The organism is Cellulomonas sp. P2_F12, assembly GCF_056403775.1.
On the sequence record NZ_JBFUEV010000006.1, the window covers coordinates 14,703 to 30,503 of the forward strand.

Sequence of the window (15,801 nt, forward strand, 5' to 3'; positions counted from 1 at the left end):
GAGCAGGTCGAGCTCCTCAACGACGCCGCCGTCGCGCCGCCCGCCGGAGGTGCTGGGCAGCCCGTGAGTCTCACCCGCTCCGGACGCGCCCGCGCCGCCGGGCGGGGTTAGCGTGCGGCCATGGCGCGCGGCGCGATGCAGCACGTCGAGCTGGACGAGGCGGTGGCCCTCCCCGAACCCGTCGCGCTGCCCCCTGCCCGGCGGCGCGGGCTCTGGTGGGGCGCCGTCGGCGGTGTCGCCCTGCTCGTCGGCGCCCTGGCGGTGACCCAGTCGGTGCTCGACACCCGGGAGCGGGCGGCGCAGGAACGCCTGCTGGCGACGCCGGGCGTCGTGCGACCGGTCGGCGCGGACGTCGGCGTCCTGTGGCGGCCCGACGCCTCGACGGAGGCCGTGATCCTGCAGGGCATCGCCGCCCACGGGGCCGTGCTCGGGCTGGCCCTGGCCGCCGACGGCTCGCAGGCGTTCGTCGGCGTCGATCAGCGCACGGGTCGGCAGCGGTTCTCGACGCCGCTGCTCGGACCGGACCCCGTCCGGGCCCGGTCGCTCGACCGCACGGCGGCGGGCATGTGCGTCGCCGTGCCGGACGGCTCCGCGGAACCCCGGCAGGCCGCCTGCCTGGTGAGCGACGGCTTCGTGCAGGTGGGGGACGAGGGCGTCGAGACCCGCAAGCCGGCGACGAGCACCCGGGTGGTCGTGCTGAGCACGGCGGACGGGCAGGTCGTCGCAGACACGTCGGCGCCGGGGGCCACCGCCCTGGCCGTGCTGCCGGGGATCGCCGTGGTGAGCAGCCCGGACACCGGGGTGGCGGGCCGCGACCTGCTGACCGGCGCGGTCCTGTGGCGGTACAGCCCGCCCGTGCCCGGTGCCGACCGCCGCTCGTTCGCCGGGGACGCCCGGCTGTTCGGGGCCGACGGCGTCGTCGCGGTCTCGGTCCCCGGCTGGACGGCGGCGCTCCTGTCCCCGTCGGGCCGGCTGCTGCGCGCGAGCCAGCCCGGCGACGCCGACGTCGTGGTCGACCCCGTGGACCACCGCCTCGCCCTGCTGTCGAGCACCGGCTCCGGGGCGCTGCGCTCGACCCTGGTGCAGGTGGGCCGTGCCGACGTCGAGCTACCGGGCGGCCTGCTCCCGCTCTCGGTCGACGACGGCAGCCTGCCGGACCTGGTCCTCACGTCCGACTCCTCGCTGCGCGCGTGGGACGCCGTCACGGGGGACGCCCGGTGGAAGTCGGACGTCGTCGCGTCGGTGAACGCCATGGTGCTGGGGGGTCGGGTGTACCTGAGCACGCAGTCGGGGGTCGTCGCGCTCGACGGGCGGACGGGTGAGGTGGCCTGGCGCGGGTCGACGACCGAGGGCAACGTCCCCGGCTTCCTGGTCACCGACGGGCAGAACCTGGTGGTCGCGGACCAGCCGGTGGTCGGCGGGCCGCGCAGCGAGCTGGTGGCGCTCGCGCTCGACGACGGGCACGACGTGTGGCGGGTCCCGTTCCCCGACGGTCTGCGCTCCAGCATCGCGGTGGGACACCTGCTGCTCGGCTGGGGCGACGACAGCCGCCTCGTGGTCCTGGGCTGACGACGATGACGCGCGGCGCGGGGATGCAGCCGGTCGAGCTGGTGGACGGTGCCGGCCGCGAGGAACCGACCGACAACGTCGCCGGCGGGGGTCGCCGCTGGCGCTGGTGGGCCGCCGGCGCCGCGGCCGTGGTGGTGGTCAGCCTGGCCGCGGTGCAGGGCGTCGTCGACCACCGCGAGGCCGTCGCCGTCGCCCGGCTCGCCGCCGTGCCGGGCGTGGTGCCGCCGCTCGGCGACCGGCTCTCGATCGTCCGGACGATCTCGCAGGACGAGGCCGGCTCCCTGTTCGGCGGCATCGAGACCCCCGAGGGGTCGGCCAGCCTGGTGCTCGCCGATGACGGCTCGCAGGCGTTCACCGCCGTCGACCCGCGCACCGGCGCGACCGTGTGGTCCACGCCGCTGGTCGGCCCCGTCCGGGGGCGCGTGGTGCCCGCGAGCACGTCCTACGGCGGGACGTGCGTGGCGGGCTCGCCCGCGGGGGAGGTGTCGACGTTCGCCGCGTGCCTGGCCACCGACGGGTTCCTGCGGATCGCCGACGACGGCGCCCAGGAGCTGGTCGCGGCCACGAGCACCCGCGTGATGGTGCTCGACACCCACGACGGCCACGTCGTGGTGCAGTGGCCGGTCGAGCAGGACACGCAGCTCGCCGTGCTCGCCGGGCTCGTGGTCGTCGGGCACCGCGACGCCGAGCGGGGGGTCGAGATCGTCGCGCACGACGCGCGCACCGGGGCCGAGCGGTGGCGTCACACGGAGCCGCTCGTCGTCGACCCCGAGGCGGTCGTCGACGCGACGACCGAGCACTTCTGGTCCTTCTTCACCGCGGGCGACGTCCTCGCGTTCGCCGACGGACCCGCACTCACGCTCCTGTCGCCGGCGGGCGACGTCGTCCGCGGCGGCCTGAGCACGGTCGACGGCGGGGGCGGCTACGGCGTCGACCCCGTGACCGGCGACCTCGTCATGACCGACTACGGGAGCTCCGGCGACGCGGAGACGACGACGCTCCTGAGCGCCGACGGCGACCCGGCCGGCGACCGGGTCCTCGACGGGCGGCTGCTGGAGACGACCGTCGACGACGGCAGCGTCCCGGGCCTGGTCCTCACGGCCCTGGGGGAGCTGCACGCGTGGGACCGCGAGAGCGGGCACGAACGCTGGACCGCCGACATCCAGCCCGGGTACGGCGCGCTCGTCGTCCGCGGCCGCGTGTACCTGAGCACGGCGAGCTCGCTCGTCGCGGTCGACGGCCGCACGGGGCACGTCGACTGGGAGACGGCGGCGACCCTCGGGCTGGGCGGCTCGCTGGCCACCGACGGTCGGCACGTGCTGGTGCCGACCACGTCGTCGTCGGGCGTCGCTGACGGGGGCCGGCTCCTCGCCTACGACTTCGAGACCGGCGACGAGGTGGGCAGCATCCCGTACCCGAAGGGCGTCACGGACGTGCAGATGTTCCAGGGCCTCCTGCTGGGCTGGTCGAACGCCTCCGCCGAGGTCTCGGTGCTGCAGTAGCCCTTCGCTACGCTCGCCGGGTGGTCGTCGCCGACGTCGGCCGGCGTCGCGGCGCACTCCCGGCTGTGGCCTGGCCCGGGGTGCTCGGGGCCGCGGGCGTGCTGCTCGCGGTGCTCGTCGCGCTGTCCGGGCGGTACGGCCCGCACCGGGACGAGCTCTACTTCGTCGCCGCCGGGCGCCGGCTCGCGTGGGGTTACCCCGACCAGCCGCCGCTGACCCCGCTGATCGCGCACCTCGCGGACCTCGCCGCCCCCGGCTCGCTCGTGGCGCTCCACCTGCCCAGCGCGCTCGCGGCGGCCGGCGTCGTCGTGCTCGCCGCGCTGACCGCCAGGGAGCTCGGGGGCCGGACCGGCGCGCAGCTGCTCACGGTCGTCGCCACCGGCACCGGGGTCGTCGTCGTGACGCTCGGCCACATCCTGTCGACCACCACGATCGACACCCTGTTCTGGGTCGCGATCGTGTACGTCGTCCTGCGCACGCTCTCCCGCGACCGGCCCCGCGGCTGGCTGGTGGTCGGGCTGCTGGCCGGGGTCGCGCTGCTGGACAAGAACCTGGTCGCGTTCCTGCTGGTCGGGATCGCGGTCGGCACCGCGCTCACCCCTGAGGTCCGGCACCACCTGCGCTCGCCGTGGGCCTGGGGCGGCGCCGGGCTCGCGCTGCTGATCTGGCTGCCGAACCTGCTCTGGCAGGCGGCGCACGGGTGGCCGCAGCTGACGTTGGCCGCCGACATCCGCGACGAGTACTCCGGGATCGGCCCGCGCCTCGAGTTCGTCGGGCTGCTGCTCGTCCAGTTCTCCCCGGTGGCCGCGATCCTCTGGATCTACGGCCTGGTCCGGCTGCTGCGGGTTCCGTCGCTGGTCCGGGCGAGGCCGTTGGCCTGGGCGTTCCTCGTGCTGCTGGTCGTCTTCGCCCTCACCGGCGGCAAGGCGTACTACGTGGTGGGCGCGGTGCCCGTGCTCCTGGCGGCGGGCGCGTGCGGGCTCGAGGAGCGTCGGAATCGCCGCGGGCTCGTCGTCGCCGGGGTCGTCCTGGGGCTCAGCGCGCTGATCGCGTGGCCGACCGCGCTGCCGCTGCTGCCGGCGCAGGCGTTCGGGCAGTCGTTCTACGCCGACCTCAACGACGACCAGAGCGAGATGATCGGCTGGCCGGCCCTCGTGGCGACGGTGTCGGGCGCGGTCGACGACAGCGGCGCCGCGCTCGTCGTGACCGGGAACTACGGCGAGGCCGGCGCGCTCGAGTGGTACGGGTCCGACGTGCCGGTGTTCAGCGGGCACAACGGGTACGCCGCCTGGGGTCCGCCGGCCGGGGACGCCGGCCCGTTCGTGCTGGTCGGGTACGACGGGCCGCCCGGCTGGGCGGTCGGCTGCCGTGCGGTGGCGTCGATCGACGACGGACTCGACGTGGACAACGAGGAGCAGGGCGGGCTCGTGCAGGTGTGCGACGGCCCGCAGGGGTCGTGGGCGGCGGTGTGGGACGAGGTCACGCACCTCGACGCGTGAGTCTCCTCCGTGTCTCTGTGGAGCCCGCGTTGCTCCGTCCGGGTCGTTGCTTCGGCTTCCTGCTGCGCTTCCAGGGTGTGGATGCTTCTTCGTCGGTCGTGTTTTGCGTCGTCGCACGTAAGTTCTTGCTTTATCCGATTCGATCTTGTCCACCCGTTTGTCCAGTACGTACGGTGTGTCCCGTCCACGCGGCGTCGGGCCACTTGTGTCACCCCGGCACCGTCCCGGCTGCGCAAGGAGGCGCTCCCGTGAGGAACACAGTCATCCGGCCTGCATCACGACGGTCCGCCCGTCCACTCGTCTCGGCCCTCACGCTCGCCGTCGCGCTGGGCGTCGTCGTCGGCACCGCGGGCGCGGCCTCGGCGCACGGAGGGACCCCGGCACCGACGCCGACCCCCGTCACGAGGGCCGCCCTCGACCCGTCGCTGGTCTCCGGCCGCGGGGCCGCCGTCGGCTTCCTCGAGCAGGAGGCGGAGAAGGCCGCGACCACCGGCAGCATCATCGGTCCCGACCGGACGCCGTACACCCTGCCCGCGGAGGCGTCGGGCCGCTCGGCGGTGAAGCTGCAGCCGGGCCAGTACGTCGAGTTCACGCTGCCGAAGGCCGCGAACGCGCTCACGGTCCGGTACTCGCTCCCCGACTCCGCCACGGGCGGCGGCATCACGGCACCGCTCGACGTCACGGTCGACGGAACCGGCAAGCGGTCCGTGACGCTGACCTCGCAGTACTCCTACCTCTACAACCAGTACCCGTTCAGCAACGACCCGAACGCCGGGCTGCTCCACCCGGACTGGTGGATCACCGAGTGCGGCTGCGTGCCGGCGGCGACCACGCCGACCCCCACCGTCACGACGCCGTTCCGGCCGATGCACTTCTACGACGAGCAGCGACTGCTCCTCGGCCGCACCTACCCCGCGGGCGCCAAGGTCCGTCTGACGGCGCCCGTCGGCACCGCGGCCGCCTGGACCGTCATCGACCTCCTCGACTCCGAGGCGGTCGGCCTGCCGCACGTCCGGCTCAAGGCCGCGAACGTCCTGCTGTTCGGCGCCGACCCGTTCGGGAAGAAGGACTCGGCCGACGCGTTCGACAAGGCGATCGCGTACGGCAAGGCCAAGCACCTGCCCGTCTACGTGCCCCCGGGCGTCTACCAGGTGAACCGTCACATCGTCGTCGACGACGTGACGATCGAGGGCGCGGGGTCCTGGTACACGATCATCAAGGGCCACGAGGTCGCCCTCGCGTCGCCCGCCCCCGACGGCTCCGTGCACACCGGCGTCGGGTTCTACGGCAAGGACGCGTCGGTCGGCGGCAGCCACAACGTGCACCTGTCCGGCTTCGCCATCCAGGGCGACGTGCGGGAGCGCATCGACACCGACCAGGTCAACGGCATCGGCGGCGCGCTGAGCGACTCGACGATCGACGGCCTCTACATCCAGCACACCAAGGTCGGCGTGTGGGTGGACGGCCCGATGAACAACCTCGTCGTGAAGAACAGCGTCATCGTCGACCAGATCGCCGACGGCCTGAACTTCCACACGGGCGTCACCAACTCGTCCGCCTCGAACAACGTCGTGCGGAACACCGGCGACGACGGGCTCGCGATGTGGGCGGAGCACACCACCAACTCCGGCAACACGTTCGACCACAACACGGTCCAGACGCCGACGCTCGCCAACGGCGTCGCCATCTACGGCGGCACCGACAACACGGTCGTCGGCAACCTGATCGCCGACCCGCTCCGCGAGGGCAGCGGCATCCAGGTCGGGTCCCGGTTCGGCGCCGAGGCCTTCACCGGGCACCTCTGGATCACCGACAACACGACCGTCCGCGCCGGCACGTTCGAGCTCAACTGGAACATCGGGCTCGGGGCGATCTGGTTCTACGCGCTCGAGAAGTCCATCGACGCCGATCTCCAGGTGGTCGGCGACCACTTCCTCGACAACACCTACAACGCGATCATGGTCGTCGCCGACTGGCCGGTGAAGGACCTCTACTCGGTGACCAACGTCCACTTCAAGGACATCCGCGTCGACGGGACCGGCACCTCGGTGCTCAGTGCGCGGGCCGCCGGGTCGGCCACCTTCGAGAACGTGGACGCGCGCAACGTCGGTGCCGTCGGCATCAACAACTGCGGGACGTTCCACTTCACGCCGGCCGGGTCCGAGTGGTCGTCCGTCGACCTCGGCGGCAACGACGGCGGGGGCACCACCGGCCCCTGGTTCGCGCCGTGGGAGCTGCCGAACACCATCACCTGCGACGACCGCCCGCCGGTGATCGCACCGCCGGCGCCGTCGCCCTGGTAGCAGGACCGCCGCCGGGGGTGCGGTGAGAGAGAGGAGGGCGGCGTGCCGGCTGGGTACCGGTACGCCGCCCTCCTCGCGTCCTCACTGCGGCTGGACGACCGCCCATCCGTGCGGCGCGATGTCGTCCCTCTGGCGCGACTCGTCGTCGCAAGCCAGCACCTCGCCCGCCGGCCGGGCGAGCGGTTGGTCGTCGAGGTTCAGCGCGACGACGAGCGCGTCGTCGCCGTCGCGGACCTCGTACACGAACGTCGTGTTGGCCAGCGTGACCTGGGTGGTGCGCGCCCGGTGCAGCCACGGGTGCCGACGTCGCAGTCCGATGAGGTCCTGGTGCAGCCGCAGGACCGCATTCTCGCCGAGGCCCGGGCCGTCCGCCGCGAGCTCCGGCCGGACGGCGTCGTCGCCACCCTCGCGCTCCTCCTTCACGCCCGTGAAGCCGAGCTCGTCGCCCGCGTAGACCGTCGGCGTGCCGCCGACCGTGCAGAGGACGACGACCGCGTGGGGCCGGTGGCGGGGGTCCTCGACCATGCTCGCGATGCGCGTCGTGTCGTGGTTGCCGACGAACGTCTGGGGCGCGAACGTCTCGAGGAACTCGTCGTGCCGGGTCAGCGACCAGGCCAGCTCCCAGAGGTTCCTCTCGTTCAGGGAGCTCCAGACCGCCTTCCACAGCTCGTACTGCGTGAGCGAGTCGACGGTCGAGTCCTGCACGAACGCGGGGTAGTCGCCGTGGATGACCTCCGCGACGAACCACGCCTCGGGGTGCTCGGCGCGGACGCGGGGGAGCGCCTGCGCCCAGAAGCTCGTCGGCACCGCGTAGGCCGCGTCGAGCCGCCAGCCGTCCGCGCCCCGGGCCAGCCAGTGGGTCATCACGCGGACGACGTAGTCGACGACGCTCGGGTGCCCGTGGTCCAGCGTGACCAGGGCGTCGTGGCCCTCGAAGCCGATGAAGCCGCCGTCGGCGTCCCGCGCCAGCCAGACCTCGTCGTCGGACCGGCCCTCGAGCGCGTCGACCGACCGGCGCGCGATCGCCGAGTCCCGCCCGACGTGGTTGAAGACCCCGTCCAGCAGCACCTTCAGGCCGCGGTCGTGAGCCTGCGCGACGAGCTCGTCGAAGTCCTCGTCGTCGCCCAGGCGCGGGTCGATTCGCAGGTGGTCGACGGTGTCGTACCCGTGGGTGCTCGAGGCGAACACCGGCCCGAGCGCGATCCCCGAGGCACCCAGTGCGACGACGTGGTCCAGCCACGCGACCAGCCTGCGCAGGCGGTGCTCGTCGGGCCCCGGCGCGGGCTGCGCGGGGTACGACCCGACCGCGCCCAGCGGGTAGACGTGCCACCAGATCGCGTGCCGGACCCAGCCCGGCTCGGTGCCGCCCATGAGATGCCTCTGTTCCGTCGTCGCCTGCTCCGACCCTAGGCGCCCGCCGGCCCGCTCGTGCGTCGTCGCCCGGTGGCGTCGCGCTGCGCGACCGGTCCGGCATCCGGCCCGTGAGACGACCGAGCCCCGGCCTTGCTCGGCGGGCTCGTGGTTCGCAGACTCCGGACGCCCCACCTGCCGACCCCCGAGACAGGCTGACATGAGCTCCTTCCACTGGTTCCTCCCCACCAACGGCGACGGCCGGCACGTCGCGAACGTCGTGGCCGCCGCGGGCGTCGCGAAGCGAGTGCTGACCCGGCCGGCGTCGCTGGCCTACCTCGGGCAGATCGCGCGCGCGGCCGAGCAGTCCGGTTTCGACGCCGTGCTGACACCGACCGGCGCGGCCTGCGAGGACGCGTGGATCACCACGGCGGCCCTGCTCCCGCTCACCGAGCGGCTGCGGTTCCTCGTCGCGTTCCGCCCCGGGTTCCTGCTGCCGACGCTCGCCGCCCAGCAGGCCGCGAGCTTCCAGCGGCTGTCCGGTGGGCGGCTCGCGGTCAACATCGTCACGGGCGGCGACCCGGCCGAGCAGCGCGCGTACGGCGACACCCTGAGCCACGACGAGCGCTACACCCGGACCGGCGAGTTCCTGTCGGTGTTCCGCGGGCTGTGGGGGTCGTCTCCGCTCGACCACCACGGCCCGCACTACGACGTCGTCGGCGGCGGGTTCCCGTCGCTCGAGGCGCCCCGGCCTCCCGTGTACTTCGGCGGAGCCTCGCCCGCCGCCGAGGCGGTCGCCGCCCGGTACGCCGACGTCTACCTGGCCTGGGGCGAGCCCGTCCCGGCGCTGGTCGAGCGGCTCACCCGCGTGCGCGCCGCCGCTGCGCTCCTCGGACGCACCCCGCGGTTCGGCGTCCGCCTCCACGTCATCGCGCGGGACACGGCCGACGAGGCGTGGGCCGAGGCCGACCGCCTGCTCGCCGGGATGGACCCCGACGCCCGCGCGGCCGCCCAGGCGCGCTTCGGGACCATGGAGTCCGTCGGTCAGGCACGGATGACCGAGCTGACCCGCGGGCTCGGTCTCGAGGCCCGCGAGCAGCAGGTCGCCCCCAACCTCTGGGCCGGCATCGGCCTGCTCCGCGAGGGGGCCGGGACCGCGCTGGTCGGGAGCCACGACGAGATCGCCGACCGTCTGCACGAGCTCGCCGCTGTCGGGTTCGACGAGTTCATCCTGTCCGGCTGGCCGCACGTCGAGGAGGCGTACCGGGTGGGCGAAGAGGTGCTGCCGAGATTCGCCGCTCGCGCATCCGCGCGCACCCCGGACCTGGTCACGGGGTAGTTTTCGGCCACCCGAGCTGCCAGGAGGACCCATGACCGTCACCCGGTCGATCGTGCTGTTCGTCGCCGCCGCGTTCCTCGAGATCGGCGGTGCGTGGCTCATCTGGCAGGGCGTCCGCGAGCACCGCGGCTGGGCCTGGATCGGCGCGGGGGTCGTCGCCCTGGGGCTGTACGGCTTCGTGGCGACCCTGCAGCCCGACGCCCACTTCGGTCGCATCCTCGCGGCCTACGGCGGGGTCTTCGTGGTCGGCTCGTTGGCGTGGGGGATGGTCGCCGACGACTTCAAGCCCGACCGCTGGGACATCGCCGGCGCGCTCGTCTGCCTGCTCGGCGTCGCCCTGATCATGTACGGCCCGCGACCGGCCGGCAGCTGACCCGTCCGGCCCCGTCAGGCACCGTCCGACCTGTCAGGCCCGTCCGGCCCGATCGGTGGCCCGAGGTCCGCGTACCGCCGGCGCAGCACGGGGGGAGCCGCCCACCACCACGACTCGCCGAGGTGCGCGCTCAGGGTCGCAGGGTCGACGACGTCGAGGGTGATCAGCACGAGGTTGGTCCCGGCGTGGTGATCGGTCGTCGAGTACAGGTCCGGCTCCTGCTCCACCAGCGCGAGCCGCTCCCCGTCGTCCTCGACGCGCACCGTCAGGCGGTCGTCGTCCCACATCCTCGCGACCAGGTTGCGATGGAACCACGCGGCCCGTCCCCAGCTCTGCCGCTCCGACACCTCGGGCAGCGCGAGCGCTGACCTCCGCGCGTCGTTCTCGTCCACGGCTCCATCCTCCCTGTCGGCTGGTTGGTCGGGTCAGAAGGGTGGGTCGCCGAGTGGGACGGGTGGGAGTGGTGGTGGTCGGTGGGTGAGGAGGTCGGGGGTGGTGTGGATGCGGGCGGGGTGGCGGGCGTAGGTCAGTCCGTGTCGGTCGGTCCAGGTGGAGACGCCGGTGGCGGGGTTGTAGGTGACGTTCCACCAGCCTTCGGTCTTGGCTTGGTGGTGGTGTTTGCACAACGCGTGCAGGTTCGCCTCGCACGTCTGCAGGTCGTGCACTTGCCGCTGGCCCGGGTCGTGGCCCGGATGCGGCCGGTCCTGTGCGGCGCGGTCGTGGTCATAGGGGATGCGGTGGTCGAGTTCGCAGCGGGTGGCGGGTTGGCGGCAGCCGGGGAAGGTGCAGGTCACGTCCCGGGCTTGCACGGTCCGGGTCAGATCCGCCCCGGGGCGGTACGACGTCGTGCCCACGGCGCAGACCTGCCCGGTGGTGTCGGTCAGGACGGCGCGCCAGGTGCCGTCCTGGGCGAGCTCGCGGGCGACCTGCGCCGGCACCGGCCCGTACGACCCGAGGAACCCAGGCGCGTCGTCCAGGCCGAGCAGCGTGGTGGCGGCCACGGACAGTTGCACGGCGACCCTCTGCCCGTGCTTACGCGGCAGCGGGGTGCCGTCCGGGGTGGTCTGGCGGTCGAGGATGGCGGTGAACACGTCACTGAACGCGTCCGCCCGCCGCTGGTCCACGGTGCGCTGGTCCCCGTCGAGGGCGGCGTGTCCGGCCAGGGCGTCGATCGCGGTGAACGCCGCCGTCGCTTCGGCGGCGGGTAGGTAGGCGACCAGGCGGGCCATCGCGTCGGGGGCCAGGATGAGGTCGATGCCGCGGCGGTCACGTTCGGCGAGGCGCCGCCTCTCGACCAGGTCGGGGTTGAGGGCGATCAGGGTGGCGCGCACGTGCCGGGTCAGCTGCGGCGCGGTCAACTCGGCGGCGCGCTCGAGGGCGTCGCCGACCACGGCCCGCACCGCGTCCGGGTCCAGACCGGTACCGCCCTTGGCGACCTCGTCCAGGATCACGTCGATCTTGCGGGCCTCGATCGCCCCGGCCGCCCACGCGTCGCCCAGGGCGGGGTGCTGGGCGGTGCCCCAGGCGCGTAGGAACAGCATCTCCGCGGACCGCCGGGTGCAGACCAGGGCGCATGCCAGCTCGTCGGGGACGTGCCGCAACGGGTCCGGGGTGCGTGCCTCAAGCTCGCGCACGAACCTCGCCTGCACGGCCTGCAGCATGTTCAGCGACTGCTGGGACAGTGCGACCGCGTTGACCAGCGCGGCTCCGGAGACGTCGGCGACGGGGACCGCGGTCAGCATCGCGACCAGGTCCTCTAGCCGGACATCCGGTAGCGGGTACGCCTCGACGTCGGCCAGGTCGATCACCCGCGCGCCACGATCCGGCGCGGGTGCCACGCCAAGCCGGGCACCATGACCCGAATCCGCCCACACCAACCCGGGCGCAGACCCTGGCGCGGGCGCTGGGGTGGCCGAGCCCGATGACGCTGCAGCCACGCGCGCACCGCCGGTCGGGGCGGTGGGCGACGTGGCGGGCGCAGCAGGGGTGTCAATGAGCGTGTCGAGGCTCGGGCGCGACGGAGCCGGCGCGGTCGCCGGGGCGGTGGCGGTTGCCGCAGCGGCGGAGTTGGGGCGACGACGCGAGCTGCGGGCGTCTCCTGGCGGCGCGGTGCGTGCACCGACACGGTCGTCGGCCGGGAAGAGCTCGGACAGAACGTCCTCGATCACCGCCGTCATCGCGCCTCCTCCGGTTGCCCGAACCGCCCGATCCGGGCATAGAACAACTGTACGACCGACCACTGACATTCACCCCTGACCAGCACAAACGCACCGACGGCGACGCGCCGTCGGCAATTTCTTCGTACACTTGTTCGATGGTCCGCGACATCGACTGGTCGAAGTGGCAGCGCACGCCACGCGGCTGGGTGCGGGTGCCGCCTGCGAGCTGCCCGGCGGGCCATCGGTGGACGACGAACGGTCCGGGTCGCCCGTCGGAACGGTTCGTCACCTGCGGGTGCACGGTCGACCGGCACCACACGCTCTGGGTCTGCCCGACGTGCGGCATGCACTGCGCCGAGGGCTGCACGAACCCGGACCTGTGGGCGGGGACGACGGTGTCGTCGGGGATCGACGGCAGCCGTCGTGGAATCGTCTGACGCGCTCAGGCGTCGAGGCGGGCGTCGACCTCGGCCATGCGCCGCGTCGCGATCAGTCGCAGGGTCTCCTCCGACAGCGGCGTCGCCGCGTCGAACTGCAGCGTCGCGCCCGCGAGCTTCCCCTCGTCGAGCGTCCCGGCCAGCGACCGGGCCAGCGGCGGGCTCATGAGGTGCAGGCTGCAGTGCGTCTTGGCGACGGACAGTGCGACGAGCCCCGCGCCGCGGTACCGGATCGTCGGCACCTGGTACGAGATCACCTGCTCCGCGTCGGGCACGAGGGCCACGAGCCTGTCGCGGACCACCCGCAGCGCGGCACCCTGAGCCGCCGGGACCAGGTCTAGGTACTCGTCGACGCTCCCCGCCGGATATCCCTCGCGCACCATGGCTACTCCTCCTCGACGCGTGCCGACGACGACCGCCGCGCCGCCGCCCGGACCGGCGCCGCGTCCAGCATGACGAACTCGTCCACGTCCATGAGGGCGAGCGCGGCACGGATCACCGGCGGCATCCATCGGGCCCCGTCCGGGCCGTGCAGCCGCTGCGGGTCGCTGAGCACGAACGCCTGCCCCCGCCGGACCAGGCGCGCCTCGCCGCCGGCCTCGATGTTCTGCAGCCACTGGACGTCCGGCCCGTAGGTCAGCGCGATCACGATGCCCCGCGGCGTCGTGAAGGCGAAGACCGGTGTGCGGAACCGGCGACCGCTGCGGCGGCCGACGTGGTGGAGGGTCGCGAGCGGCGGGAGCCAGTCGGAGAAGCGCTCCATCATGGGGTTGGTGAAACGCCGGTTGACGCGCGTGACCCACAGCGGGATCGGCATGCGGTCGACGCTAGCGAAGCGACCGGCAACCGGCGAACGAACCACCACCCACGACACGCGGGAGCGGAGCCTAGGGCCGATGTGCCGCCCCGGCGACCGCCCGACGGGAACGGACGCACGGGTCTCACCCAGCGGACCCCGAGTTGCGCCGCCCCCGCGCCCATGGGGACGGTGGAGACGTCCGACGAGCCGCCCCGCGAGGGGTGGCGCCCCCGGCAACGGAAGGAGAGCCATCGTGCTCACCCTGACTGACAGCGCCCGCGACGCCGTGCACACGCTCACGACGAAGGCCGGTCTGCCCGACGACACCGGCGGTCTCCGGATCGCCCAGCAGGAGGCGGGCGGCTTCGAGCTCGCGCTCGTCCCGGAGCCCCTCCCGGGCGACGACGTGGTGACGGACGGGTCGACCCGCGTCTACGTCGACCACGAGGCGTCCCTGACGCTCGCGGACCAGCGTCTCGACGTGGAGCCGGCCTCGACCGGGTCCGCATTCACTCTGAGCCCGCAGTAACCCCAGCACACGCAAAGACGAAGGGGCCCGACATCTGTCGGGCCCCTTCGTCGTGAGAGCGCCTAGGCGCCGCCGAGCAGCTGGTCGAACGACGGGACGGCGTCGTACAGCCCCACGGGCGCGGACGGCTCCCGGTCGGCCACCATCTCGGCCAGCTCGCGGCCGGCCCGCCGGATCCGGTTCGGCAGCGGGTTGACGTCGTCGCCGCCGCCGTCGGCCCAGTCGTCGGTGGCCGCGAACACGGCCGTGCCGGCGACGTCGGCCCGCAGGTAGGCGAACAGCGGCCGCAGCGCGTACTCGAGCGCGAGCGAGTGCCGCCCGGTGCCGCCCGTCGCGCCCACGAGCACGGGCCGCCCGACGAGGGCGTCCTTGTCGAGGATGTCGACGAACGACTTGAACAGCCCGGAGTACGACGCCGAGAAGATCGGCGTGACGGCGATGACGCCGTCGGCGGCCGTGACCTTCTCGATGACGTCCTTCAGCGGGCCGGAGGCGAAGCCCGAGAGGGTCATGTTGACCACCTCGTGGGCGACGTCGCGCAGCTCCACGGTCTCGACGCGCGCGGTGATGCCGCGGGCGGCGAGCTCGGTGACGGTCGCGTCGGCCAGCCGGTCGGCCAGCAGGCGCGTCGACGAGGGCTGGGACAGCCCGGCCGAGATGACGACGATCGAGCGCTCGCTCATCGCACGTCCCTTCCTGAAGAAGACGGAGAAGATGTCATGAGGACAGCGAGTCCTCGGCCCGCAGGCCCGTGAAGGTGTCCTCGGCAACGATCTGCTCGTGCACCGTACCTGCCGCCTTGGCGGCGGCGACACGCGAGGCGTGCGACGGCGGGTCAGCCGGCACGTGCGCGGGACGGGCGGACTCGGCCTCGGCGCGCAGCACCGGGACGACCTCCGTCGCGAGGATGTCGATCTGCTCCAGCACGGTCTTCAGCGGGAGACCCGCGTGGTCCATCAGGAACATCTGGCGCTGGTAGTGCCCGACCTGCTCGCGGAACTTCCCGTACCGGTCGATGACCTCCTGCGGGCTGCCCACGGTCAGCGGGGTGTCGCGCATGAAGTCCTCCATCGACGGACCGTGCCCGTAGACGGGCGCGTTGTCGAAGTAGGGCCGGAACTCCTTGACGGCGTCCTGCGAGTTCTTGCGCATGTACACCTGGCCGCCGAGCCCGACGATGGCCTGGTCGGCCTGGCCGTGCCCGTAGTGCTCGTAGCGCTGGCGGTAGAAGTTGACCATCTGCGCGGCGTGCTCCAGCGGCCAGAAGATCGCGTTGTGCAGGAAGCCGTCACCGTAGTACGCGGCCTGCTCGGCGATCTCGGGGCTGCGGATCGAGCCGTGCCAGACGAACGGCGGGACGCCGTCGAGGGGGCGCGGGGTCGAGGTGAAGCCCTGCAGCGGGCCGCGGAACTTGCCCTGCCAGTCCACGACGTCCTCCTCCCAGAGGCGGCGCAGCAGCGCGTAGTTCTCGATGGCCAGCGGGATGCCCTGGCGGATGTCCTGACCGAACCACGGGTACACGGGGCCGGTGTTGCCGCGGCCCATCATGAGGTCCATGCGCCCGTCGGAGATGACCTGGAGCATCGCGTACTCCTCGGCCAGGCGCACCGGGTCGTTGGTCGTGATCAGGGTCGTCGCGGTGGACAGGATGATGTTCTTCGTCGTGCCCGCCAGGTAGCCCAGCATGGTGGTGGGCGACGACGGGACGAACGGCGGGTTGTGGTGCTCGCCCGTCGCGAAGACGTCCAGGCCCGCCTGGTCGGCGTGCTGGGCGATGGTGAGCATGTTGCGCACCCGCTCCGTGTCGTCCGGCGTCCGGCCGGTCGTCGGATCGGTGGTGACGTCGCCGACGGTGAAGATCCCGAACTGCATCTCGCGCCTCGCTAAGTGAAGAGGTCCATGCGTTTGCATGTACTTGCCGCTCAACAGGGGGAGGCCAGCA

The 15,801-nt window shown here is 73.2% G+C and carries 15 protein-coding genes; 8 read left to right on the forward strand and 7 right to left on the reverse strand.

Annotated elements, in window-relative coordinates:
- The first annotated feature begins 120 nt into the window (after positions 1-120).
- The 4 genes from AC1DWH_RS13715 (at position 121) to AC1DWH_RS13730 (ending at position 6,873) form a co-directional block, all read left to right on the forward strand.
- Positions 121-1,569: an outer membrane protein assembly factor BamB family protein gene (locus tag AC1DWH_RS13715; protein WP_477094142.1), complete on the forward strand. Its 1,449-nt coding sequence runs from the start codon at positions 121-123 to the stop codon at positions 1,567-1,569.
- A gap of 5 nt (positions 1,570-1,574) precedes the next feature.
- Positions 1,575-3,071 (forward strand): outer membrane protein assembly factor BamB family protein, encoded by a 1,497-nt coding sequence (locus AC1DWH_RS13720; RefSeq protein ID WP_477094143.1) that lies wholly within the window; start codon positions 1,575-1,577, stop codon positions 3,069-3,071.
- 20 nt (positions 3,072-3,091) lie between these two features.
- Positions 3,092-4,570: a glycosyltransferase family 39 protein gene (locus AC1DWH_RS13725; protein WP_477094144.1), complete on the forward strand. Its 1,479-nt coding sequence runs from the start codon at positions 3,092-3,094 to the stop codon at positions 4,568-4,570.
- Between the two features lie 248 nt (positions 4,571-4,818).
- Positions 4,819-6,873, forward strand: a complete 2,055-nt coding sequence (locus tag AC1DWH_RS13730; protein WP_477094145.1) for a glycosyl hydrolase family 28-related protein — start codon at positions 4,819-4,821, stop codon at positions 6,871-6,873.
- Positions 6,874-6,954: 81 nt separating this feature from the next.
- Here AC1DWH_RS13730 and AC1DWH_RS13735 read toward each other — a convergent pair whose 3' ends face one another.
- Positions 6,955-8,244: an alpha-amylase family glycosyl hydrolase gene (locus AC1DWH_RS13735; protein WP_477094146.1), complete on the reverse strand. Its 1,290-nt coding sequence runs from the start codon at positions 8,242-8,244 to the stop codon at positions 6,955-6,957.
- Positions 8,245-8,443: 199 nt separating this feature from the next.
- Between AC1DWH_RS13735 and AC1DWH_RS13740 the strand changes: the two genes are divergently transcribed.
- A complete protein-coding gene (locus AC1DWH_RS13740) occupies positions 8,444-9,562 on the forward strand; it encodes an LLM class flavin-dependent oxidoreductase (RefSeq protein ID WP_477094147.1) in 1,119 nt (372 codons plus the stop codon).
- Between the two features lie 31 nt (positions 9,563-9,593).
- Positions 9,594-9,935 carry a YnfA family protein gene (locus AC1DWH_RS13745; RefSeq protein ID WP_477094148.1) on the forward strand — a complete coding sequence of 114 codons (342 nt, stop codon included), beginning with the start codon at positions 9,594-9,596 and terminating at the stop codon, positions 9,933-9,935.
- A gap of 14 nt (positions 9,936-9,949) precedes the next feature.
- Here AC1DWH_RS13745 and AC1DWH_RS13750 read toward each other — a convergent pair whose 3' ends face one another.
- Both AC1DWH_RS13750 and AC1DWH_RS13755 read right to left on the reverse strand, forming a co-directional pair.
- Positions 9,950-10,327 carry an MmcQ/YjbR family DNA-binding protein gene (locus tag AC1DWH_RS13750; protein WP_477094149.1) on the reverse strand — a complete coding sequence of 126 codons (378 nt, stop codon included), beginning with the start codon at positions 10,325-10,327 and terminating at the stop codon, positions 9,950-9,952.
- A 33-nt stretch (positions 10,328-10,360) separates the two neighbouring features.
- Positions 10,361-11,773: an HNH endonuclease signature motif containing protein gene (locus AC1DWH_RS13755; RefSeq protein ID WP_477094150.1), complete on the reverse strand. Its 1,413-nt coding sequence runs from the start codon at positions 11,771-11,773 to the stop codon at positions 10,361-10,363.
- Positions 11,774-12,249: 476 nt separating this feature from the next.
- Between AC1DWH_RS13755 and AC1DWH_RS13760 the strand changes: the two genes are divergently transcribed.
- On the forward strand, positions 12,250-12,531 hold the full coding sequence (locus AC1DWH_RS13760) for a hypothetical protein (RefSeq protein WP_456844888.1): 282 nt from the start codon (positions 12,250-12,252) through the stop codon (positions 12,529-12,531).
- 5 nt (positions 12,532-12,536) lie between these two features.
- Here AC1DWH_RS13760 and AC1DWH_RS13765 read toward each other — a convergent pair whose 3' ends face one another.
- Positions 12,537-12,914, reverse strand: a complete 378-nt coding sequence (locus tag AC1DWH_RS13765; RefSeq protein ID WP_477094151.1) for an iron chaperone — start codon at positions 12,912-12,914, stop codon at positions 12,537-12,539.
- A 2-nt stretch (positions 12,915-12,916) separates the two neighbouring features.
- A complete protein-coding gene (locus tag AC1DWH_RS13770) occupies positions 12,917-13,348 on the reverse strand; it encodes a nitroreductase family deazaflavin-dependent oxidoreductase (RefSeq protein WP_477094152.1) in 432 nt (143 codons plus the stop codon).
- A 235-nt stretch (positions 13,349-13,583) separates the two neighbouring features.
- Between AC1DWH_RS13770 and AC1DWH_RS13775 the strand changes: the two genes are divergently transcribed.
- Positions 13,584-13,859, forward strand: coding sequence for an iron-sulfur cluster assembly accessory protein (locus tag AC1DWH_RS13775; RefSeq protein WP_477094153.1), 276 nt, complete (start codon positions 13,584-13,586; stop codon positions 13,857-13,859).
- 62 nt (positions 13,860-13,921) lie between these two features.
- On the opposite strand, the gene AC1DWH_RS13780 is transcribed toward AC1DWH_RS13775, so the two are convergent.
- Both AC1DWH_RS13780 and AC1DWH_RS13785 read right to left on the reverse strand, forming a co-directional pair.
- On the reverse strand, positions 13,922-14,542 hold the full coding sequence (locus tag AC1DWH_RS13780; protein WP_456846885.1) for an FMN reductase: 621 nt from the start codon (positions 14,540-14,542) through the stop codon (positions 13,922-13,924).
- A 34-nt stretch (positions 14,543-14,576) separates the two neighbouring features.
- Positions 14,577-15,731, reverse strand: coding sequence for an LLM class flavin-dependent oxidoreductase (locus tag AC1DWH_RS13785; protein WP_477094154.1), 1,155 nt, complete (start codon positions 15,729-15,731; stop codon positions 14,577-14,579).
- Positions 15,732-15,801 lie beyond the last annotated feature (70 nt).

Excerpts from the sequence above, each read along its gene's own strand:
- AC1DWH_RS13735 (WP_477094146.1), bottom strand. The coding sequence starts at position 8,244 with ATGGGCGGCACCGAGCCGGGCTGGGTCCGGCACGCGATCTGGTGGCAC.
- AC1DWH_RS13765 (WP_477094151.1), bottom strand. The coding sequence starts at position 12,914 with ATGGTGCGCGAGGGATATCCGGCGGGGAGCGTCGACGAGTACCTAGAC.
- AC1DWH_RS13745 (WP_477094148.1), top strand. The coding sequence starts at position 9,594 with ATGACCGTCACCCGGTCGATCGTGCTGTTCGTCGCCGCCGCGTTCCTC.
- AC1DWH_RS13760 (WP_456844888.1), top strand. The coding sequence starts at position 12,250 with ATGGTCCGCGACATCGACTGGTCGAAGTGGCAGCGCACGCCACGCGGC.
- AC1DWH_RS13720 (WP_477094143.1), top strand. The coding sequence starts at position 1,575 with ATGACGCGCGGCGCGGGGATGCAGCCGGTCGAGCTGGTGGACGGTGCC.
- AC1DWH_RS13715 (WP_477094142.1), top strand. The coding sequence starts at position 121 with ATGGCGCGCGGCGCGATGCAGCACGTCGAGCTGGACGAGGCGGTGGCC.
- AC1DWH_RS13770 (WP_477094152.1), bottom strand. The coding sequence starts at position 13,348 with ATGCCGATCCCGCTGTGGGTCACGCGCGTCAACCGGCGTTTCACCAAC.
- AC1DWH_RS13740 (WP_477094147.1), top strand. The coding sequence starts at position 8,444 with ATGAGCTCCTTCCACTGGTTCCTCCCCACCAACGGCGACGGCCGGCAC.
- AC1DWH_RS13780 (WP_456846885.1), bottom strand. The coding sequence starts at position 14,542 with ATGAGCGAGCGCTCGATCGTCGTCATCTCGGCCGGGCTGTCCCAGCCC.
- AC1DWH_RS13785 (WP_477094154.1), bottom strand. The coding sequence starts at position 15,731 with ATGCAGTTCGGGATCTTCACCGTCGGCGACGTCACCACCGATCCGACG.